Raw genomic sequence first — 19,849 nt, 5'->3', positions numbered from 1 at the left:
CTACCCCGCGTACAGCCCCTCCACCTCCGCCGCGAAGTCCCGCAGGATCTCCTCCCGGCGCAGCTTCATCGACGGGGTCAGGTGGCCCGCCTCCTCCGTGAAGTCCACCGGGAGGACGGTGAAGCGGCGGATCGACTCCGGGCGGGAGAGCATCTTGTTGGCCTCGTCGATCGCGCGCTGGAGGATCGCGTACAGCTCCTCGTCGTCGAGGACGAGTTCCGGCGGGACCGGGTGCTTGCCGTTCATGCGGCGCCAGTGGGAGATGCCGTCGGGATCGAGGGTGATCAGGGCGGAGACGTAGGGGCGGTTGTCGCCGACCACCATGACCTGGGAGATCAGCGGGTGCGAGCGGAGCCAGTTCTCCAGCGGGGCCGGGGCGACGCTCTTGCCGCCGGAGGTGATGATCAGCTCCTTCTTGCGGCCCGTGATGGTCAGGTAGCCCTCGTCGTCCAGTTCGCCGAGGTCGCCGGTGTGCAGCCAGCCGTCGGGCGCGGCGGGCACGACCCCGCCCGCCTGGGGGTCCCAGTAGCCGCGCAGCACATGGTCGCCGCCGACCAGGATCTCGCCGTCCGCCGCTATGCGGATCCGCGTCCCCGGCAGCGGCCAGCCCACCGTGCCCAGACGGGGTTTGAGCGGGGGTGTCACCGTCGAGGCGCCGGTGGTCTCCGTCAGGCCGTAGCCCTCGAAGATCTCGATACCGGCACCGGCGTAGAACGCGGCGAGGCGGGGGCCGAGCGGGGAGCCGCCGCAGATGGCGTAACGCACCTTGCCGCCCATGGCGTTGCGGATCTTGCGGTAGACGAGCGGGTCGTAGAAGGCGCGGGCCGTCTTCAGGGAGCGGGACGGGCCGGCTCCCGCCCCCGTCTGGCCGGCCTCGACCGCCTCGCCGTAGCGGCGGGCCACCGACTCCGCGCGGTCGAAGGCCGAGAGCCGTCCGCCCGCCTCCGCCTTCGCCCGAGCGGTGTTGAAGACCTTCTCCAGCATGTACGGGATGGTCAGCAGGCAGGTGGGCCGGAAGCTCGCCAGGTCGGGCAGCAGGTCCGCGGGCGCCAGGCTCGGCGCGTGGCCGAGGCGCACCCGGGCGCGCACACAGGCGACGGCGACCATCCTGCCGAAGACGTGGGACATCGGCAGGAAGAGCAGGACGGAGGCCTCTTCACCGGTCCGGGCCTTGAAGACGGGGTAGAGCAGCTCGATGGCGTTGTCCACCTCGGCGAAGAAGTTGCCGTGGGTGAGGGCGCAGCCCTTGGGGCGGCCGGTGGTGCCCGAGGTGTAGATGAGGGTGGCGAGGGTGTCGGGGCCCAGGACGCCGCGGCGCACCTCGACTTCCTGGTCGGGTACGCGCGCACCGGCTTCCGCGAGCGCGTCGACGTGGCCCTTCTCCACGACCCACACCCGCCGCAGGTCGGGGAGGTGGGGAAGTTCGGGGCCGAGGGCGGCGGCCTGGCCGGCCGTCTCCGTGACCAGGGCGACCGCGCCGGAGTCGTGCAGGATCCAGCGGGTCTGGAAGACGGAGGAGGTCGGGTAGACGGGGACGGTGACCAGCCCGGCCGCCCACGCGGCGAAGTCGAGCACCGTCCACTCGTAGACGGTGCGGGCCATGACGGCGATCCGGTCACCCGGCATCAGGCCCTCGGCGATCAGCCCCTTCGCGACGGCCAGGACCTCGGTGGCGAATCGTTCCGCCGTGACGTCCCGCCAACTGCCGTCCGTCGTCTTCCGGCTGAGCACCACCGCGTCCGGCGCCGTGCTCGCGTTCTCGAACGGCAGGTCGGCGAGCGATCCGTGCCGCACCGGCTTCGCGAACGGCGGTACGGACGCTTCCCGTACGACCCCGTCCAGCCGCCGGGTCTCCGGCTCGACCAGGACGGGTGCTCCGTAGTCGTCGGCGTCGACAGCGGTGGAGGAATGCGTGGTGGACACGGGCGGCTCCTGGGGCGTGCAGGGGAACTGCGTGATGCCACGACGTACGTGCCCCGCACGCCGAGGCGCTCACCGGTGGCCGGCGGGAAAAGGGGTCACCACCGGTCGGTGCGGAGATCGTACGGCGCTGACGTGGAAGGTCTGTGCGGGTTCGGGGATGGTCCCGGGCCGGGGGTGTGCAATGTTGCGGGTTACGTGAGGGTCACTCACGTACGCTCCAGGATCGCCGTCACCCCCTGGCCGCCCGCCGCGCAGATAGAGATCAGTCCGCGTGCGGGGGCGTCCCGTTCTGCGAGGAGTTTCGCCAGGGTGGCCACGATGCGGGCGCCGGTGGCGGCGAAGGGGTGGCCGGTGGCCAGGGACGAGCCCGCCACGTTCAGCCGGGCGCGGTCGACGGGCGCGAGGCCGCGCTTCTCCCAGGCGGCCAGCGTGGCCAGCACCTGGGAGGCGAACGCCTCGTGGACCTCGATCAGGTCGAAGTCCGCCATGCCGAGACCGACCCGCTCCAGCATGCGCGGGACCGCGTACGCGGGTGCCATCAGCAGCCCGTCCTCGCCGTCGGCGACGTCCCCGTGCACGAAGTCCACGGCGGCCGTCTCGTACGCGGTCAGGTGGGCCAGCGGCTCCAGGCCCCGCTCCGCCGCCCACTCCTCGCTCGCCAGCAGCACCAGCGCGGCGCCGTCCGTGAGCGGGGTCGAATTGCCCGCCGTCATGGTCGGGTCGGGACCGTCGAGGCCGAACACCGGCTTCAGTGCGGCGAGTTTCTCCACCGTCGAGCCGGGGCGCAGGTTCTGGTCGCGGGCCAGGCCCCGGAAGGGCACCACCAAGTCCTGGAACAGACCGCGTTCGTACGCCGCCGCCAGCCGCTGGTGACTGGTCGCCGCCAGTTCGTCCTGGTCCTCGCGGGTGACGCCCCAGGCGCGTGCGGTGACCGCGGCGTGCTCGCCCATGGACAGGCCCGTGCGCGGTTCGGCGTTGCGCGGGATGTCGGGGACCAGATGGCCGGGGCGCACCTTCGCCAGGGCCTTCAGCCGGGCGACGGGCGTCTTCGCGCGCCGCGCCTCCAACAGCACCTTGCGCAGAGTGTCGTTGACGCCTAGGGGCGCGTCGCTCGCGGTGTCGGCGCCGCCGGCGATCGCGGCCTCCGTCTGGCCGAGGGCGATCTTGTTGGCGGCGGCGACGACCGCCTGGAGCCCGGTGCCGCAGGCCTGCTGGATGTCGTAGGCGGGGGTGCGGGCGTCGAGCGCCGAGCCGAGGACGGTCTCGCGGGCGAGGTTGAAGTCACGGCTGTGCTTGAGGACCGCACCGGCGACCAACTCACCCACCGCGCCAGGGGCTTGCAGCTCGTACCGCTCGACGAGGCCGTCCAGCGCGGCGGTGAGCATCTCCTGGTTGGAGGCGGTGGCGTAGGGGCCGTCGGAGCGGGCGAAGGGGACGCGGCTGCCGCCGATGACCGCGACGCGCCGGACGGCGGCCGGCCCCGGGGGGTTCGGCTTGAGGGTGCTCATCTCGACCTGCTCCTCACTGTGACATACCCTTACCTCCGGTAACCTTACTCCAGAGTAAGCAAGGCGAGACCACACCGGGAGTCCCCCATGGCCGACCGCTATCTGAGCTTCACCGGCACCGCGCCCGGCCGCTTCCTCACGCGCCGCCTGGGACTCCCCCGGCCGGCGCCGCTGCGGCGCTGGTCACCGGAGCGGCCGGACCTGGACGGCGGCCTGCTCCACCTCACGGCCGGCAAGTCCGACCTCGACCTCGCACCCGTCCTCGCCCGCACCGGACCCGCCCCGGACGACACCACGGGCCGGCCCGCCGCCGTCGTCCTGAACGCCACCGGGGTACGGGACGTCGAAGGGCTCGCCGAGGTGCACGCGGCCCTGCATCCCGTCGTACGGTCGGTCGCCACGAGCGGCCGGATCGTGGTGCTCGGCGCCCCGCTCGACCCCGCCGACCACCATCAGGCCGCCGCCCAGCAGGCGTTGGAGGGCTTCACCCGCTCCCTCGGCAAGGAGACCGGCCGGGGCATCACCGTGAACCTGGTCCGCCTCACCGACGCCCCCGCCGCCGAGTCCACCCTCCGCTTCCTGCTCTCCCCCAGGTCCGCCTACGTCAGCGGCCAGGTGATCGGCGTCGGAGCATACGAGACCGCCGCCCCGTACGACGTGGACCGTCCCCTGTCCGGCCGTACCGCCCTGGTGACCGGCGCCGCGCGCGGCATCGGCGAGGCGGTCGCCGAGACGCTGGCGCGGGACGGCGCCGAGGTGGTCGTCCTCGACGTACCGGGGGCCGAGGCGGACGCCCGGCGCGTCGCCGAACGGCTCGGCGGGATCGCGCTCCCCCTCGACATCACCGCCGCCGACGCGGGCGCCCGCATCGCCGAAGCCCTCCCCGACGGCCTCGACGTCCTCGTCCACAACGCGGGCATCACCCGTGACCGGCGGCTGGTCAACATGCCGGCCGAGCGCTGGAGTCCGGTGCTGGAGGTGAACCTGGCGAGCGTGCTGCGCACGACCGACGCGCTGCTCGCCGCCGGCACCCTGAAGCGCGGTGGACGGATCGTCGCCACGGCGTCCATCGCGGGGATCGCCGGGAACGCCGGCCAGACCAACTACGGGGCGAGCAAGGCGGGCATCACCGGCCTGGTCCGCGCCCTCGCGCCGCACGCGCTCGACGGGCACGGGGTGACGGTGAACGCCGTGGCGCCCGGCTTCATCGAGACGAAGATGACGGCGGCCGTTCCGCTGTTCATCCGGGAGGCGGGCCGCCGGATGAACTCCCTCGCCCAGGGCGGCCTGCCCATCGACGTCGCCGAGACCACCGCCTGGCTCGCCCACCCGGCCTCCGGCGCGGTGAACGGGCAGGTCGTACGGGTCTGCGGCCAGAGCCTGCTGGGGGCGTGAGCGTTCCATGACGTCCGCACCGACCGTCGTCCTCCCGCACTCCCCGGCCCTCCCTCCGCTCCTCGCCCGCGGCGCCCTGCTGTCGCCCTTCAGGCGCCCCCGTCCCGACGCCGCCCACCCCCGCACCCGGCTGGTGCTGCCCGCCCTGCGCGTCGACACCGCCCGGCTCGCCGCGTACGAGCGGGTGTGCGGCTTCCCGACCGGCTTCCCGGCCGGCTCCCCGGCCGGCGAGGCCGCGCTGCCGGTGACGTATCCGCACGTGCTGGGCTTCCCGCTCGCCATGCGGCTGATGAGCGGGCCGGACTTCCCGCTCCCGCTCCTCGGCCTGGTCCACACGTCGGTACGGATCACCCGGCACCGGGCGACACCGGCCACGGGCGCGTACGGGCTGACGGTGTACGTCGACGGACTGGCCCCGCACCGGCGCGGCACCCAGGCCGCCGTGGTCACCGAGATGCGGGACGGCGGGGACGTCGTGTGGGAGTCGCGGAGCACGTATCTGGCCCGCCACCGGACCACCTCCGGACGGCAGAAGGACCAGGAGGAAGAACGCGAACCCCTGCCCGCCGTCGACGAGTGGCGGCTGGCCGGGGACGTCGGACGGCGCTACGGTGCCGCGTCCGGCGACCGCAATCCGATCCATCTGCACCCGCTCACCGCCCGCCTCTTCGGCTTCCCCCGCGCCATCGCGCACGGCATGTGGACCGTGGCCCGCTGCCTCGCCGCCCACGGCACCCCGGACACGGCGGAGGTCCGCGCGGACTTCCGGGCGCCGGTGCTGCTGCCGGGGACGGTGACGTACGCGGCGGAGGGCGGACGCTTCGAACTGCGCGGCGACGGCGACCGGGTTCACATGACCGGGGAGGTCCGCCCCGTCTGAGCCCCGTCAGGCACCGCTGTCGTCGTCCGGCGGGGTCCAGCGGCGGCCGGCCATCAGGTCGCCGAGGCCCGCCCAGGCGAAGTTCATCAGGGTCCCCGCCGACTGCCGGGCCGTGACACCGGGGGTGGCGTTGGCCCAGTCCGCGAGGGACTCGGCGGCACCGACCAGGGCCTCCGCGAGCCCGGAGACCTCGCGTTCGGGGAGGTCCGGGTCGCGGTGGGCGTCGCGGGCGGCGACGAGGATGAGCTGCGTCACGAACGCCACGATCTCCGCGCGCATCGCGGCGACCTCGGCGGCGAACACCTCGCCGTGGGTGCGGGCCTGGAGGTGCAGCACCGCCCAGCCGTCCGGATGCCGGGCGGTGTGCGTGAAGAACGCCGTCAGACCCGCCCAGAGCTGCCGGTCGGCCGGCAGCTCCGGGCGGGCACCGGCGCGCACGGCCTCGACGAGGGCCTTCGCCTCACGCCGGATGCACGCGGTGAACAGGTCTTCCTTGGAGTTCAGGTACAGGTACACCAACGGCTTGGACACACCCGCCAGTTCGGCGATCTCGTCCATCGACGCGGCCATGTACCCCCGTTGACCGAAGGTCCGTACGGCGGCGTCCAGCATCTGCTGTTCACGGACCGCACGCGGCATCCGCTTCGTCTTCACGGCACCCATGGGACACAGCGTACGGTCCGTCTCCTAGCGCGGGTCCCGGCCGCCGTCGTTCCCCGGTCCCCCCAGGTCGCCGAGGACGGGCCGTTCGCCCGCCGTCAGCCGCGGCAGCAGCTGCGCGGTGAACAGCGTGGCCAGCGCCGAGGTGTCGGTGCCGCCGTCGGTGCGGACCACCACCGGCTGCGGGGCCTTCCCGGCCAGCCCGGCGCCCACCTCCAGGCGCCTGCGGGCCAGTTCGTACTGGAGCACCGCCCGGTTGTCCCGGTAGGCCTTGGCCAGGGCGCGCTGGGCGCGGGCCTCGTTCTCGGCGGCGATGAGCCCGCTGCGACCACGCGTCTCGATCTCGATCCGCACCCGCTGGGCCTCGGTCTCCTGCCGCTCCAGCAACTGGGCGACCTGCTCACGGGCCCGGTTCAGTGCGGCCTTCACCTCGACGATACGGGCGTCGCGCACCTTCTTGGCCCGCTCGATGTCCATGCCCAGGCTGTCGATGCGCCGCTTGCGGGTCAGGCCCCACTCCTGTTCGTAGGCGGTGCGCTCCTTGGCGATCCGCTCCCGGGTGGCCAGGTGGTGCTGGTACTGCGTCGGCAGCTGCACGTCGGGGATGTTGCAGCCGGTGATGCGCACGCCGTAGCCGGACAGCTGCCGGTTGAGCAGTTCCTGCATGTCGGCCACGTCCGAGCCGCGCAGGTCGTAGGCGCGCTGGGTGCGCATCCGGCGGGCCCGCTGCCGGATCGCGTCCTGTACGGCGCTGGACAGCACCAGGTCGAAGTTGCCGGCGCCGATGGTGCGGACGAACAGCACCGCGTCGGTGATGCGGAACTTGAGGAAGAACTCGATCGAGCGCAGCGGCACGTTCTCCTGCGTGGGGCAGGCCATGACGGGCGCCGAGTACGGGATCTCGGTGGCCGTGTCGACGACGAAGTCGACCCGCGACCAGGGGTGCCACAGGTAGTGCCGGCCGGCGTCCAGGGTGCGGGTGACGGCGCCGTAGCGGGTCAGCACACCGTTGGTGCCCTGCTCGATCTCGACGATCGAGGAGCGCCACCACCACAGCGCGCCGATCAGCAGCAGCACCGCGCCGCCGACGTGGGCGAGGGTGGCCAGCGTGCCGTAGGCGAGGTCGGCCACGCCGTCGGAGCCGGCCTCGCGCAGCGTCAGCATCACGCCCGTCAGCAGGGCGTAGGCGCCGAGCCAGAGCGGCAGCATCCACCACAGCCGGCGGCGGTGGCGGGGGATGATCACCGGGATGAGGGTGTCGGCCTCACCGCCGCGCAGCAGCCGGGCGATGTCGCTCCAGGGGGCGACGGCCTCGGAGATGACCGAACGGCGTCGGATACGGGCGGAGCTCACTGCTGGGCCTCCTCGGCGGACTCGGACACATCGCTTGCTCCGGCGGTCTCCGCGGACACGGGCACCTCGCCCGCCCCGGCGCCCTCGGGCACCTGCGGCACCGTCGGCCGGTCGGCCGCCAGCAGCGCGCCGATCTCCTCCTCGCGCGCGGCTATCCGCTCGGACACCTCCGCCAGCCGGCCCCGTACGGCGGCCATGTCCGCGTCGGTGAACAACTCGGCCCCGCGCTCGCCAACCAGCTCACGGGCCAGTTCGAGGAAGTCGATCCCGGCCGCGCCGGTGCCGTCCGCACCGCCGATGCGCACCAGGCGGGGCAGGTGGTCGGCGACCTGCTCCAGGGTGTCCAGCACCTGCTGCTGGTAGCGGTACTCGAGGATCTCCGGCGCCTGCGCCGCGGTCACCGCGCGGATGTCGAGGGCCTGCGCCTCCAGCAGCGCCGCGTTGGCCTTGGCCTCCGACTCGGCCTGCACGTAACGCTGGCGGGCCAGCGCCTCGGCGCGGTTGGTCTCGCGCTCCACGGCGGTGTCCATCTGCGCCTGGTACTGGGCGATGTCGGCCTGGATCGCGGAGAGCGTCTCCTGACTGGAGGCGAGTTCCCGGCTCAGGTCGCCCTCGTCCTGCTCCTTGCGGAGCTGGAGCGCGTACTCGTGCGTGTACGCCTCCTTGGCCATGCGCACCATCTCGGGGGCGGCCAGGTCCATCCGGTACCGCCGCTCCGAGGGCTCGGCGTGCGTGATGTTGGCGTTGGTCAGCTCCACCGCGGGACGGAACTGCTGGTTGAGCTGTTCCAGCAGCCGGCCGCTGTCCTCACCGACCATGTCGTAGATGCCGGCCGCCTCCTGCTCGTAGATCAGGCTGCGGATGGTCTCGCTGACGGCGTTGCCCAGCTTCTCCTCGAACCCGCGCACGGCACCGAGGGTGTAGACGAACTCGACCGGGTCGCTGATCCTGAACTGGATGAACAGGTCGATGGACGCCTTCACCCCGCCCTTGGTCGGGGCCTCGCGCACCGGCGCGTTGAACGGGTACTCGCGGGTCGTGTTGACGATGTACGACACCCGCTTCCAGGGGCTGAGCAGGGTGACCCGGCCGGGTCCGACGACCTTCTCCAGCTTCCCGAACCGGGTGATCATCGCCTGGCAGCCGTCCGGCACCATGACCAGGCCCTGCCGCCACCACACGAACACGACGGCGAGCAGCGCGACGACCCAGTAGTGCGCTCCGAACAGCGGGTTCGTCAGCCCGTCGCCACCGGTCGCCGACACGACCGAGGTGCCCACGGCGCCGATCACCAGCAGCGACAGCACCGGCAGCATGGACAGCAGGGAACGGCCCTTGGGCATCACCATCGGGCAGATGGCGTGCACCACCTTCCCGTCCTCGCGCAGCTGCTCGCTACGGCCGAGCGCCTCCCCGGCCTCGTCCAGCGGCACCGTCTTCTGCCGCATGACGGTGTCGACGGAGCTTCCGTCCTGTTCCCGGGCCGCCGGGAAGTCGGCCGGGTCCATCCCCTCGCCCTCGGCCTCCTGACGGCCGCCCTGGTCGTCCCCGGCGCCGCCTCCTCCGACGCGGCGGCGCAGTTCGTCCTGGGCCGCCGTCCGTGGATCGGTGCCGGAGGCGACCGCCTCGGCGACGTTGCGCAGACTCTGCGCCCGCGTGCGTGCCACGGGTTCCCCCTTCGCGTGTGGTGCTGATCCCTGCCGGATCGCTCATGTGGTTCATGTGATGCATGTGATGCATGTGATGCACGTGATTCCACACCATGAGGGGGACAGGAGTAAGGGGCGCCCCCAGCAACGGTCACCTGTCGGTGGTTGCCGGAAAGCGCCCCTCACGCCCGGGGACGGGGACGGTCAGGCCGCCGCGGGGACCCGCTGGGGCTCGTCGGCCGGGGTCTCGTCGACCGGCGAGGCGTGGACCGAGTCGTACGCCTTCCGGTCGAGCAGGCCCTCACGGGCGGAGACGATGACCGGGACCAAGGCTTGCCCGGCGACGTTCGTCGCCGTGCGGATCATGTCCAGGATCGGGTCGATGGCGAGGAGCAGGCCCACGCCCTCCATGGGCAGGCCCAGGGTGGAGAGGGTGAGGGTGAGCATGACCGTCGCGCCGGTGAGACCGGCCGTGGCGGCGGAGCCCACCACCGAGACGAACGCGATCAGCAGGTAGTCGCCGACGCCGAGCTGGATGTCGAAGATCTGGGCGACGAAGATCGCGGCGATGGCCGGGTAGATCGCGGCGCAGCCGTCCATCTTGGTCGTCGCCCCGAACGGGACGGCGAACGACGCGTACTCCTTCGGTACGCCCAGGCGCTCGGTGACCTTCTGGGTCAGCGGCATGGTGCCGACGGAGGAGCGGGAGACGAACGCCAGCTGGATCGCGGGCCAGGCGCCCTTGAAGAACTGCACCGGGCTGGCCTTGGCGACGGTCGCCAGCAGCGCCGGGTAGACGCCGAAGAGGACGAGCGCGCAGCCGACGTAGATGTCGGCGGTGAAGGTGGCGTACTTGCCGATCAGGTCCCAGCCGTAGGTGGCGATGGCGTTGCCGATGAGGCCGACGGTGCCGAGCGGGGCGAGCCGGATGACCCACCACAGGGCCTTCTGGAGGAGTTCGAGGACGGACTCGCTCAGGGTGAGGATCGGCTGGGCCTTCTCGCCGAGCTGGAGGGCGGCGATACCGGCGACGGCGGCCATGAAGACGATCTGGAGCACGTTCAGCTCGGTGAACGGCGTGATGACGTCGGTCGGCACGATGCCGGTCAGGAAGTCGATCCAGGAGCCGGTGTGCTCCGGCTCGGCGCCGTCCGCCGGGGTGAGGCCTGTGCCGGCGCCCGGGTTGGTGACCAGGCCGATGACCAGGCCGATCGCCACCGCGATCAGCGAGGTGATCATGAACCAGAGGAGGGTGCGCGAGGCCAGCCGGGCCGCGTTGTTGACCTTCCGCAGGTTGGTGATGGAGACCAGGATCGCGAAGAAGACGAGCGGGGCGACGGCCAGCTTCAGCAGGCCGATGAAGGTGCCGCCGACCTTCTCCAGGGTGGTGACCAGCCAGGAGACGTCCTGGCTGCGGGCGAGCCAGCCGAGCAGGACACCCAGGACCAGGCCGGCGAGTATCTGGGCCCAGAAGGGCGCGCGTATGGGCAGCTTTGACTGCGTGTTCGTGGACACGGACATGCTCCGGTGAGGGGGGACGCGTAAGGAAGGTGACGTGGACTTCGGGGTACGGCGGAACGTCGGTGACGACGGCCGGGAACGTCAGTGACGACAGTTCGCGGAAGTGACCCGGCAGAGGTCCACGTGCAGGCGCGCCACGAGCGGAACACTCCGGGGCGTGGGGAACACGGCTGCTGACTTCACCCGGAGACCGTAACACCTGAGCTTTGAGTTCCTCAAAGCCTTGCTTTGAGAGGTGGGAAGCCAAAGGCGCCCATACAACGCAAAGCGCCCCGGTTTCCAGGGAAGTTCGGAAACCGGGGCGCCCGAGCGCGGTGCGCGGATGTGACGGACGTTACGAGGTCTGCGCGCGGGCGGTCTCGTCGGCCGTGTCCTCCATGTTGCGGTTGGCCTCCAGGTTGGCCTTGGCCCGGTCCACCCGCTGCACGATCCGCTCGGAGGCCCGGTCCCGCTCCTTGCGGAGCACGACGAAGCTGATCGGGGCCGAGACCAGCAGCGCGAGCAGCACGACCCACAGGCCGTTGGAGTCGCCGAGGCCGCGCGGGGCGAGGCCGGAGTAGACAAGGCCCCAGACGACCACGAGGCAGCCCACGAAGATCCCGAGGCGCATCAGTGTGTAGCGGAGCATCTCATCCACTCTTCCCTGCGTACGGTCAGAACGCCCCAAAGGGACGACGTCCAGTGAAGCACGGCCGGGCGTGGATCTTTCAGCGGGGTACGGGGCTCAGGCCAGCGGCAGCAGCATGACGACGTCGTCGCGGTCGTCGCCCGGGGCCACGCGGATGGCGTCCGGGACCCGGCCGACCTCCTTGTAGCCGCAGGAGGCGTAGAAGCGCTCCAGGCCGAGGCCGCCGCGGCAGGTGAGCCGGATCGCCTCGATGCCGTCGACGGTGCGGGCGGACTCCTCGGCGGCTGCGAGCAGGTCACGGCCGTAGCCCTTGCCCTGGTGGCGGGGGTGGACCATCACCGTGTAGAGCCAGAGCCAGTGGGTCATCAGGTGGTGGGTGTTGAAGGTGAGGAACGCCGTCGCGGCCACCCTGCCCTCCTCGTCGTGCCCGACGAGCAGGCGGGAGCGTTCCTCCGCCATCGACACGAACTGTCGCACCAGGCCGGGGCGGATGTCCTCACGGGTCACGGGCGGTACGAAGCCGACCGCCCCGCCGGCGTTGGTGACGTCGGTCCACAGGTCGAGGATGCCGTCGCGGAGTTCGGGGGTGACGACGGGATCGAACGTGAAGGTAAGGGGCATGTGAGGATGCTAACCCTTACTTCAGGGCTTGCGCAGGGAGGGGAGGCCGCCCTGCGCGGGCACGAAGGGCTCCGCCGTGGGGGTTCGGAGCCGTGCCGACTGCGGCTGAGCGGGGGTTGATCGCGCAGTTCCCCGCGCCCCTGAGGTGGGACCAGCCACTCGGCGCCTTCCACGCGGCGGAGCCGCACATGGGCACAGCCCTGCGCGCCTGGAGGACTTCTCGAGTCACCGAGTCGGGTGGTGGGTGGGCGGGGGCCCAGGGGGCGGGAGCCCCCTGGCGGGGTCGAAGGGGCGGAGCCCCTTCACCTCACACGCGCATCGGCTGGGGGGACTCCCGGCGCGCCGGATCGGGACCGTCGTACTCCCGGATCACCTCGTACCGGGTGTTCCGTTCCACCGGCCGGAACCCCGCGTCGCGGATGAGGTCCAGCAGATCCTCACGGGTGAGCTTGTTCGGCGTACCGAAGTCGTCCGCGTCATGCGTGATCTTGTACTCGACCACCGACCCGTCCATGTCGTCCGCCCCGTGCTGCAGCGCGAGCTGCGCCGTCTGCACGCCGTGCATCACCCAGAACACCTTGACGTGCGGCACGTTGTCGAACAGCAGCCGCGACACCGCGAACGTCTTCAGCGCCTCCGCGCCGGTCGCCATCCGCGTCCGCGCCTGGAGCCGGTTGCGTACCTTGCCGTCCTTCATGTCCACGAAGTCGTGCTGGTAGCGCAGCGGGATGAAGACCTGGAAACCGCCGGTCTCGTCCTGGAGTTCACGCAGCCGCAGCACGTGGTCCACGCGGTGGCGGGGCTCCTCGATGTGGCCGTACAGCATGGTGCACGGCGTCCTGAGCCCCTTCTCGTGCGCCAGCCGGTGGATCCTCGACCAGTCCTCCCAGTGGGTCCGGTGGTCGACGATGTGCTGCCGCACCTCCCAGTCGAAGATCTCCGCCCCGCCACCGGTCAGTGACTCGAGGCCCGCGTCGATCAGCTCGTCGAGGATCTCGGAGGCGGACATCCCGGAGATGGTCTCGAAGTGGTGGATCTCGGTGGCCGTGAAGGCCTTCAGCGAGACGTCCGGCAGCGCGGCCTTCAACTCCCTGAGCGAGCGCGGGTAGTAGCGCCACGGCAGATTGGGGTGCAGCCCGTTGACGATGTGCAGCTCGGTGAGGTTCTCCCCCTCCATCGCCTTGGCGAGCTTCACCGCCTCCTCGATGCGCATCGTGTACGCGTCCTTCTCCCCCGGCTTGCGCTGGAAGGAGCAGTACGCGCAGGAGGCGGTGCACACGTTCGTCATGTTGAGGTGGCGGTTGACGTTGAAGTGCACGACGTCGCCGTTCAGCCGCGTCCGCACCTCGTGCGCCAGCCCGCCCAGCCAGGCCAGGTCGTCCGACTCGTACAGCGCGATGCCGTCCTCACGGGTCAGGCGTTCGCCCGCCCTGACCTTCTCCTCCAGCTCGCGCTTGAGCCCGACGTCCATGCCGATCCCTCTTTCCCTCTTCAGACAGACCCGGTCAACCGTACGCCCCGACTACTCCACCTCTTCGGGCAGCTCACCGACGCGGTTCTCCCACTTGGTGGAGAGCACGATGGTCGTACGGGTCCGGGAGACGCCCTTGGTGCCGGACAACCGGCGGATGATCTTCTCCAGGCCGTCCACGTCGGTCGCCCGCACCTTGAGCATGAAGGAGTCGTCGCCGGCGATGAACCAGCAGTCCTCGATCTCCTTCAGGTCCTTCAGCCGCTGCGCCACGTCCTCGTGGTCGGCGGCGTCGGAGAGCGAGATGCCGATCAGGGCGGTCACGCCGAGACCGAGCGAGGCGGCGTCCACGGTGGCGCGGTAGCCGGTGATGACACCGGCCGCCTCCAGCCGGTTGATGCGGTCGGTGACGCTGGGGCCCGACAGTCCGACGAGGCGCCCCAGCTCCGCGTAGGAGGCCCGGCCGTTCTCTCTCAGGGCCTGGATGAGCTGCCTGTCCACCGCGTCCATCGAATCGAAGCCTTCCACTGGAACCGAAGAGGTCTGAAAGTTCTGCACGTGCCGGGGTGCTGCGGGAAGTGCTCAGTCCGTGCGGGATCCGCCGCCGAGTTCGCCCTTCCAGCGGCGGTAGAGCCGGTGCTCGACACCCGCCGCGTCGAGTACGCGTCCGGCGACGAAGTCCACCAGGTCCTGGATGTGCGTCGCGCCCGCGTAGAAGGCCGGCGAGGCGGGCACCACGGTCGCGCCCGCGTCGTCCAGCGTCACCAGGTGCCGCAGCGTCTGGCCGTTCAGCGGGGTCTCCCGTACGGCCACGATCAGCGTGCGTCCCTCCTTCAGGGTGACGCTCGCCGCCCGCTGCAACAGGTCCTTGGACAGCCCGAGCGCCACCCCGGCCACACAGGCCGTGGAGGCGGGCACGATCAGCATGCCCTTGCTCGGATACGACCCCGAGGACGGCCCGGCCGCGAGGTCACCGGCGGCCCAGTGCCGTACGCCGTCGAGGTCGACGGTGAACGTGTCCGGCTTGCCGTCCGCACCACGGGACAGCCATTCCCGCAGGTCGTCCCGCCAGTGGGCGTCCCGGAAGGCGATGCCGGTCTCGTCCAGCAGGGTGAGCCGGGAGGCCCGGCTGACGACGAGGTCGACACTCTCGCCCGCCGCCAGAAGCGCACGCAGCACAGCGGCTGCGTAGGGCGTCCCGGACGCCCCTGAAACCCCCACGATCCAAGGCCTGCGCCGCGTTTCTCCTGCGTTCACATCTTGAGCCTACCGGCGGACGTCGGGCTTCCGTTCTCAGGACCGGCCGAAGGCCTTCGGGCCCGGCGCCCCGGGCGGCTAAAGTGCGGAGGCAACGCGGGACGAGGGGGGAACAGTGGCCAAGGTCAACATCAGTCTCGACGCCGAACTCGTGGTGGAAGTGATGGTCCTGGCGGGGGTCGGCTCGCCCCAGGACGCGATCGAGGTGGTCGTGCGCGACTACATCGCCCGCGGCCACCGCACGGAGGCCCGCACCGAACTCAGGGACCAGGGCCTGCGCGAGGTCGACGCCAAGCCGCAGGAGCCCCAGGGCTGAGTTCCCGGCCGCGCACCGGCGCCCTACACGGTCAGACCCCGCACCAGCAGATCCAGCAGCGCGCACACGAACAACGCGATGCCGATGAAGCCGTTGACGCTGAAGAACGCCCGGTTCAGGCGGGTCAGATCGTTCGGGCGGACGATCGTGTGCTCGTAGACGAAGGCCCCGGCCACGATCAGCAGGCCGAGCCAGAAGAAGGCGCCGGCGTCGGTCAGGAGCGCGTACCAGACGAAGAGGGCCGTCGTGACGGTGTGGCAGGCGCGGGCGCCCCGGATCGCCGCGGGGATGCCGAAGCGGGCCGGGACCGACTTCACGCCGATCTCGCGGTCGGTGTCGACGTCCTGGCAGGCGTAGATCAGGTCGAAGCCGCCGATCCAGACGCCGACCGCGAGGCCGAGGACGACCGCGTCCCAGGACCACGACCCGGTGATCGCCAGCCAGCCGCCGACCGGGCCCATGGCCTGCGCGAGCCCGAGGATGGCCTGCGGGAAGTTGGTGAACCGCTTGCCGTACGGATACACCACCATCGGGATCACGGCGACGGGCGCGAGGGCGAGGCAGAGCGGGTTGAGCAGGGCCGCCGCGCCCAGGAAGACCACGAGGGCGACGAGCGCGCCGGTCCAGGCGTGCCTGACCGACATCGCGCCGGTGACCAGCTCGCGGTGGGCGGTGCGCGGGTTACGGGCGTCGATCTCGCGGTCGATGATCCGGTTGGCGGCCATGGCGAAGGTGCGCAGGCCGACCATGGCGACGGTGACCAGGAGCAGCCGGCCCCAGTGGATGTTCTCGTCCCACTCGTACATCGCGGTGAGGGCGGCGATGTAGGCGAAGGGCAGGGCGAAGACCGAGTGCTCGATCATCACCAGGCGCAGGAAGGCTTTCGTGCGTCCCGGCTGCTGCGGAAGCGCGGCGGAGGCCGAGGTCACAGTCCGTACTCCTTCCAGCGTCGGTCGACGAGCGCGGCCGTGTCCGGGTCGGACTCGACCATGTCGGGCCAGCCGCCGTCGCGCGTGTACCCCTCCTCGGGCCACTTCCTCGTCGCGTCGATGCCCGCCTTGCCGCCCCAGAACTGCTGGTACGAGGAGTGGTCGAGGTGGTCGACGGGACCTTCGACGACGGTGAGGTCACGGGCGTAGTCGGTGTTGCCGAGGGCCCGCCAGGACACCTCGTGCAGGTCGTGGACGTCGCAGTCGGAGTCGACGACCACGATCAGCTTGGTCAGCGACATCATGTGGGCGCCCCAGACGGCGTGCATGACCTTCTGCGCGTGCTTGGGGTACTTCTTGTCGATCGAGACGATCGCGCAGTTGTGGAAGCCGCCGGACTCGGGGAGGTGGTAGTCCACGATGTCCGGGACGATGATCTTGAGGAGCGGGAGGAAGAAGCGTTCCGTCGCCCGTCCCAGCGGTCCGTCCTCCGTCGGGGGCCGGCCGACGACGATCGACTGGAGCAGCGGGCGCTTCCGCATGGTCACACAGTCGATCTTCAGCGCGGGGAACGGCTCCTGCGGGGTGTAGAACCCGGTGTGGTCGCCGAACGGCCCCTCGGGCAGCATCTCGCCGGGCTCCAGCCAGCCCTCGATGACGACCTCCGCCTGCGCCGGGACCTGGAGCGGAACGGTCTTGCAGTCGACCATCTCGATCCGCTTGCCCTGCACGAACCCGGCGAACAGGTACTCGTCGATGTCGCCGGGGAGCGGCGCGGTGGACGCGTACGTCACGGCGGGCGGGCAGCCGAAGGCGATCGCGACGGGCAGGCGCTCACCGCGACGGGCGGCCACCTGGTAGTGGTTGCGGCTGTCCTTGTGGATCTGCCAGTGCATGCCGATGGTGCGCCTGTCGTGGCGCTGGAGGCGGTACAGGCCGAGGTTGCGGATGCCCGTCTCCGGGTCCTTGGTGTGGGTCAGCCCCAGGTTGAAGAAGGAGCCGCCGTCCTTGGGCCAGGTGAACAGCGCGGGGAGCCGGTCGAGGTCCACGTCGTCGCCGGTGAGCACGACCTCGTGCACGGGCGCGTCCTTCACCTTCCTCGGCGGTACGTGCGTCATCGCGCCGAGCTTCCCGAACGCCTCGCGCACCCCGACGAACCCGTGCGGCAGCTCGGGCTTCAGCAGCCCGCCGATCTTCTCGGAGATGTCCGCGTACGACTTCAGGCCGAGCGCCTTCAGCAGGCGGCGGTCGGTGCCGTACACGTTCATCGCGAGGGGCATGTCCGAGCCGCGCACGTTCTCGAAGAGCAGTGCGGGACCGCCGGCCTTCTGCACCCGGTCGACGATCTCACCGACCTCCAGATACGGGTCGACCTCGGCCTTGATGCGCTTGAGGTCACCCTCGCGCTCCAGCGCCCTGAGCAGGGAGCGAAGATCGTCGTAAGCCATGCGGTCAAGTATCCCCGAGCGGTTACGCTGGCCCTGTACCGCCCACCGCTTTCGCTGGAGAGGCCCCATGCTGCGGGTGCTGATGTTCCTCGTGCCACTGGCCCTGAGCGTGTACGCGTTCATCGACTGCATCAGTACGAAGGACGACGACATCCGCCACATGCCCAAGCCGCTGTGGGCGATCCTCGTCCTGCTGTTCCCGCTGGTCGGCTCGATCTCGTGGCTGATCGCCGGCAAGAAGCGGCACCCCGCGGGCGGCGCCGCCGGCTCCGCCTGGGGCCGGGGCGGCGGCCGACAGCAGTGGGTGGCCCCGGACGACAACCCGGACTTCCTCAAGTCGCTGGACGAGGAGAAGGACAAGGACGACAGGCCGGGGGACGGCGAGCGGGGCGGACCCGCCTGACCGCCCCGCGTCAGCCCCGGGTCCAGCTCTGGGCGGCCGAGCCGGTGCACGCCCGCCGCATGATCATGCCGCTCGGGGTGGCGTGCTCCAGACACAAGTCGTTGTTCGTGAGGACCACGGTGCCGCCCGAACCGAGACGCCACTCCTGGGCGGTGTCCGCACCGCAGGTCGCGCTGTGCATCGAACCGTAGCCGGACAGGCAGGTGCCGGACGCCTGGTGGACGATCCGGTAGGTGCCGGAGGAGACGCTCCGCAGACTCCAGCGGGCCGTCGCGGCGGTGCAGTCGCCCCCGCCGACATTGCCGTACGAGGCGGTGTCGGAGGCAGTGAGGCACTGTCCGCTCGACGCGTTGCGCAGGGTGAAGCCGCCCGTCGACGGGGCCTCGGCCTCCGTGTCCGTGTCCGAGGAGGAGCCCTCCCCGTCACCGCCGCTGCCCTCCGCGGCTCCGTCGTCCGCGTCCGAGCCGGCACCCGCACCCTCCGCCCCGGCCCCGGCCGGTGACTCCCGGGAGCCGGATCCCGGCTCGTCCGAGTCCTTCGAGTCCTCGGGGTTCTTCGGGTCCTTCGTGGAGGACGCACTGGTGGACGGCGACGGCTTCGCGGACCCGCCGGCCGTCCCCGAGGGCGTCGCGGCGGCGGAGACCGTGACCGACGCGGAGGGGGTGGGCCCCGCCTCGTCGCTGCTGTCGAAGGTGTACGGCAGGAGTGTGAAGGCGAGGGTGGCGCCCGTCGTGACGACGACGGGGATGACCACGGGGATCACCCGGGTCCGGCGGCCGCGCTTCTCCCGCGCCGGCCCGGACGCTTCGGGCGCCCGCGGTTCCTCGGGCTTCGCCGGTGCTGCCGGTCCCTCCGGTTCCTCCGGTTCCTCCGGTTCCTCCGGGACGGTCGGTGTCCGTTCCGCGAACGCGGCCCGTTCGGTCAGCTGCGCGGTGACGGCCTCCGGCCACAGGGGCGGGGTGAACGGACCGTGCCGGTCGGCGAGTCCGACCAGTTCGGCGGCGGTGGGCCGGCCCTCGTAGTCCTTGTCCAGGCAGGCCGCGACGACCTCGGCGAGTTCGGGGTCGAGGGCCCGTACGGCGTCGAGGTCGGGTTCCTCGTGCACGATCCGGTACAGCACGCCGTGCCCGGACTCGTCGCCGAAGGGCGGCCGGCCGCTCGCCGCGTACGCGAGGACGGAACCGAGCGCGAAGACGTCGACGGCCCCGGTCGAGCTGCGCGCCCCCGAGGCCTGTTCGGGGGACATGTAGGCGGGGGTGCCCACCACCATGCCGGTGCGGGTGAGCTGGCTCTGCTCGGCGGCTCGGGCCACGCCGAAGTCGATGAGGGTGAGGCCGTCGAGGGTGAGCATGACGTTGGACGGCTTGATGTCCCGGTGCACCATGTCCAGCGCGTGCACCGCGGCGAGCCCCGCCGCGGCCTCGCGCAGCAGCAGCCACAGGGCGGCGGCCGGCAGCGGCCCCCCGTGGGCTTCGAGGGCCTCGCGCAGGGTGAGGCCGGGGACGTAGGAGGTGGCGAACCACGGGGGCCGGGCGGTGCGGTCCCCCGCGAGCAGCGGGGCGGTGGCGTGCTCGGGCAATCGTGCCAGGTTGTCCAGCTCGTGTCCGAAGCGGCGCAGGAAGTCCTTGTCCTCGGCGACGACCGACGGCAGCAGTTGCTTGACCGCGGCGTACCGCCCCTCGTGCACACCGAGGTAGACACGGCCCATGCCGCCGGCTCCGAGCCGTCCGACGAGCGGGATCGGTCCGATCCGTCGCGGGTCCTCGTCCTTCAGCGGCTCGGCGCCGCTTCCGCCCAGCTCGATCACGCCTGCCCCGTTGTCGTGTTCCGTCACCGCGCCACCGATGGCGGTCCGCCCGTTCCCCCACGACGGGCGGACACGCACGT

General features: G+C 71.4%; 19 protein-coding genes. 4 read left to right on the top strand and 15 right to left on the bottom strand.

Translation table 11 applies throughout. The features are described from left to right. Nucleotides 1-1,923: an AMP-dependent synthetase/ligase gene (locus ACFV5H_RS00440; RefSeq protein WP_385045420.1), complete on the bottom strand. Its 1,923-nt coding sequence runs from the start codon at nucleotides 1,921-1,923 to the stop codon at nucleotides 1-3. Nucleotides 1,924-2,129: 206 nt separating this feature from the next. Continuing rightward, nucleotides 2,130-3,431: an acetyl-CoA C-acetyltransferase gene (locus ACFV5H_RS00435; RefSeq protein WP_385191909.1), complete on the bottom strand. Its 1,302-nt coding sequence runs from the start codon at nucleotides 3,429-3,431 to the stop codon at nucleotides 2,130-2,132. 87 nt (nucleotides 3,432-3,518) lie between these two features. On the opposite strand from ACFV5H_RS00435, the gene ACFV5H_RS00430 reads away from it, so the two are divergent. Together ACFV5H_RS00430 and ACFV5H_RS00425 are read left to right on the top strand one after the other, a co-directional pair. Further along, nucleotides 3,519-4,826, top strand: a complete 1,308-nt coding sequence (locus ACFV5H_RS00430) for a 3-oxoacyl-ACP reductase (RefSeq protein ID WP_385191906.1) — start codon at nucleotides 3,519-3,521, stop codon at nucleotides 4,824-4,826. A 7-nt stretch (nucleotides 4,827-4,833) separates the two neighbouring features. Continuing rightward, nucleotides 4,834-5,706 carry a MaoC family dehydratase gene (locus ACFV5H_RS00425; RefSeq protein ID WP_385191903.1) on the top strand — a complete coding sequence of 291 codons (873 nt, stop codon included), beginning with the start codon at nucleotides 4,834-4,836 and terminating at the stop codon, nucleotides 5,704-5,706. 6 nt (nucleotides 5,707-5,712) lie between these two features. Here the strand turns inward: ACFV5H_RS00425 and ACFV5H_RS00420 are convergent, their stop codons facing one another. The 10 genes from ACFV5H_RS00420 to ACFV5H_RS00375 form a co-directional block, all read right to left on the bottom strand. After that, nucleotides 5,713-6,369, bottom strand: a complete 657-nt coding sequence (locus ACFV5H_RS00420; protein WP_385045409.1) for a TetR/AcrR family transcriptional regulator — start codon at nucleotides 6,367-6,369, stop codon at nucleotides 5,713-5,715. Between the two features lie 24 nt (nucleotides 6,370-6,393). Next, nucleotides 6,394-7,719 carry an SPFH domain-containing protein gene (locus tag ACFV5H_RS00415; RefSeq protein WP_385045406.1) on the bottom strand — a complete coding sequence of 442 codons (1,326 nt, stop codon included), beginning with the start codon at nucleotides 7,717-7,719 and terminating at the stop codon, nucleotides 6,394-6,396. After that, a complete protein-coding gene (locus tag ACFV5H_RS00410; RefSeq protein ID WP_385045403.1) occupies nucleotides 7,716-9,386 on the bottom strand; it encodes an SPFH domain-containing protein in 1,671 nt (556 codons plus the stop codon). Before ACFV5H_RS00410 ends, ACFV5H_RS00415 begins: the two co-directional genes overlap by 4 nt. A 186-nt stretch (nucleotides 9,387-9,572) precedes the next feature. After that, nucleotides 9,573-10,889: a dicarboxylate/amino acid:cation symporter gene (locus tag ACFV5H_RS00405; RefSeq protein WP_385191901.1), complete on the bottom strand. Its 1,317-nt coding sequence runs from the start codon at nucleotides 10,887-10,889 to the stop codon at nucleotides 9,573-9,575. Between the two features lie 81 nt (nucleotides 10,890-10,970). Continuing rightward, nucleotides 10,971-11,057 (bottom strand): putative leader peptide, encoded by an 87-nt coding sequence (locus ACFV5H_RS00400; RefSeq protein ID WP_310740022.1) that lies wholly within the window; start codon nucleotides 11,055-11,057, stop codon nucleotides 10,971-10,973. A gap of 166 nt (nucleotides 11,058-11,223) precedes the next feature. Then, nucleotides 11,224-11,517: a DUF4229 domain-containing protein gene (locus ACFV5H_RS00395; protein WP_385045397.1), complete on the bottom strand. Its 294-nt coding sequence runs from the start codon at nucleotides 11,515-11,517 to the stop codon at nucleotides 11,224-11,226. Between the two features lie 96 nt (nucleotides 11,518-11,613). Beyond that, nucleotides 11,614-12,138, bottom strand: a complete 525-nt coding sequence (locus tag ACFV5H_RS00390) for a GNAT family N-acetyltransferase (protein ID WP_385191899.1) — start codon at nucleotides 12,136-12,138, stop codon at nucleotides 11,614-11,616. A gap of 307 nt (nucleotides 12,139-12,445) precedes the next feature. After that, nucleotides 12,446-13,609 (bottom strand): aminofutalosine synthase MqnE, encoded by a 1,164-nt coding sequence (mqnE, locus tag ACFV5H_RS00385; RefSeq protein WP_385191896.1) that lies wholly within the window; start codon nucleotides 13,607-13,609, stop codon nucleotides 12,446-12,448. Between the two features lie 51 nt (nucleotides 13,610-13,660). Further along, nucleotides 13,661-14,119 carry an Lrp/AsnC family transcriptional regulator gene (locus ACFV5H_RS00380; protein WP_385045388.1) on the bottom strand — a complete coding sequence of 153 codons (459 nt, stop codon included), beginning with the start codon at nucleotides 14,117-14,119 and terminating at the stop codon, nucleotides 13,661-13,663. Nucleotides 14,120-14,191: 72 nt separating this feature from the next. Continuing rightward, nucleotides 14,192-14,830 (bottom strand): UbiX family flavin prenyltransferase, encoded by a 639-nt coding sequence (locus ACFV5H_RS00375; protein ID WP_385045685.1) that lies wholly within the window; start codon nucleotides 14,828-14,830, stop codon nucleotides 14,192-14,194. Nucleotides 14,831-14,981: 151 nt separating this feature from the next. On the opposite strand from ACFV5H_RS00375, the gene ACFV5H_RS00370 reads away from it, so the two are divergent. Next, nucleotides 14,982-15,182, top strand: a complete 201-nt coding sequence (locus ACFV5H_RS00370; RefSeq protein WP_006133221.1) for a type II toxin-antitoxin system VapB family antitoxin — start codon at nucleotides 14,982-14,984, stop codon at nucleotides 15,180-15,182. A 23-nt stretch (nucleotides 15,183-15,205) separates the two neighbouring features. Here the strand turns inward: ACFV5H_RS00370 and mqnP are convergent, their stop codons facing one another. Further along, complete coding sequence (gene mqnP / locus ACFV5H_RS00365; RefSeq protein ID WP_385191894.1) at nucleotides 15,206-16,111, bottom strand: menaquinone biosynthesis prenyltransferase MqnP; 906 nt, start codon at nucleotides 16,109-16,111, stop codon at nucleotides 15,206-15,208. Next, on the bottom strand, nucleotides 16,108-17,559 hold the full coding sequence (locus ACFV5H_RS00360) for a menaquinone biosynthesis decarboxylase (RefSeq protein WP_385045382.1): 1,452 nt from the start codon (nucleotides 17,557-17,559) through the stop codon (nucleotides 16,108-16,110). Before ACFV5H_RS00360 ends, mqnP begins: the two co-directional genes overlap by 4 nt. A 67-nt stretch (nucleotides 17,560-17,626) precedes the next feature. Between ACFV5H_RS00360 and ACFV5H_RS00355 the strand changes: the two genes are divergently transcribed. Further along, nucleotides 17,627-17,962, top strand: a complete 336-nt coding sequence (locus ACFV5H_RS00355; RefSeq protein ID WP_385045380.1) for a PLD nuclease N-terminal domain-containing protein — start codon at nucleotides 17,627-17,629, stop codon at nucleotides 17,960-17,962. A 10-nt stretch (nucleotides 17,963-17,972) separates the two neighbouring features. Here the strand turns inward: ACFV5H_RS00355 and ACFV5H_RS00350 are convergent, their stop codons facing one another. After that, complete coding sequence (locus ACFV5H_RS00350) at nucleotides 17,973-19,769, bottom strand: protein kinase (RefSeq protein ID WP_385192240.1); 1,797 nt, start codon at nucleotides 19,767-19,769, stop codon at nucleotides 17,973-17,975. Between the last annotated feature and the right edge of the window lie 80 nt (nucleotides 19,770-19,849).

Origin of the sequence: Streptomyces sp. NPDC059787 (assembly GCF_042732315.1) — a bacterium.
GTDB lineage: Bacteria > Actinomycetota > Actinomycetes > Streptomycetales > Streptomycetaceae > Streptomyces > Streptomyces atrovirens.
Note: the sequence above shows the minus strand (reverse complement) of the source record. Positions and strands in the feature narration are given on the sequence as shown.

Bases quoted from the DNA above. Each gene is read 5' to 3' on its own strand.
- mqnE (WP_385191896.1), bottom strand. From the start codon at position 13,609: ATGGACGTCGGGCTCAAGCGCGAGCTGGAGGAGAAGGTCAGGGCGGGC.
- ACFV5H_RS00380 (WP_385045388.1), bottom strand. From the start codon at position 14,119: ATGGACGCGGTGGACAGGCAGCTCATCCAGGCCCTGAGAGAGAACGGC.
- ACFV5H_RS00390 (WP_385191899.1), bottom strand. From the start codon at position 12,138: ATGCCCCTTACCTTCACGTTCGATCCCGTCGTCACCCCCGAACTCCGC.
- ACFV5H_RS00430 (WP_385191906.1), top strand. From the start codon at position 3,519: ATGGCCGACCGCTATCTGAGCTTCACCGGCACCGCGCCCGGCCGCTTC.
- ACFV5H_RS00405 (WP_385191901.1), bottom strand. From the start codon at position 10,889: ATGTCCGTGTCCACGAACACGCAGTCAAAGCTGCCCATACGCGCGCCC.
- ACFV5H_RS00425 (WP_385191903.1), top strand. From the start codon at position 4,834: ATGACGTCCGCACCGACCGTCGTCCTCCCGCACTCCCCGGCCCTCCCT.
- ACFV5H_RS00420 (WP_385045409.1), bottom strand. From the start codon at position 6,369: ATGGGTGCCGTGAAGACGAAGCGGATGCCGCGTGCGGTCCGTGAACAG.
- ACFV5H_RS00355 (WP_385045380.1), top strand. From the start codon at position 17,627: ATGCTGCGGGTGCTGATGTTCCTCGTGCCACTGGCCCTGAGCGTGTAC.
- ACFV5H_RS00395 (WP_385045397.1), bottom strand. From the start codon at position 11,517: ATGCTCCGCTACACACTGATGCGCCTCGGGATCTTCGTGGGCTGCCTC.
- ACFV5H_RS00435 (WP_385191909.1), bottom strand. From the start codon at position 3,431: ATGAGCACCCTCAAGCCGAACCCCCCGGGGCCGGCCGCCGTCCGGCGC.
- ACFV5H_RS00360 (WP_385045382.1), bottom strand. From the start codon at position 17,559: ATGGCTTACGACGATCTTCGCTCCCTGCTCAGGGCGCTGGAGCGCGAG.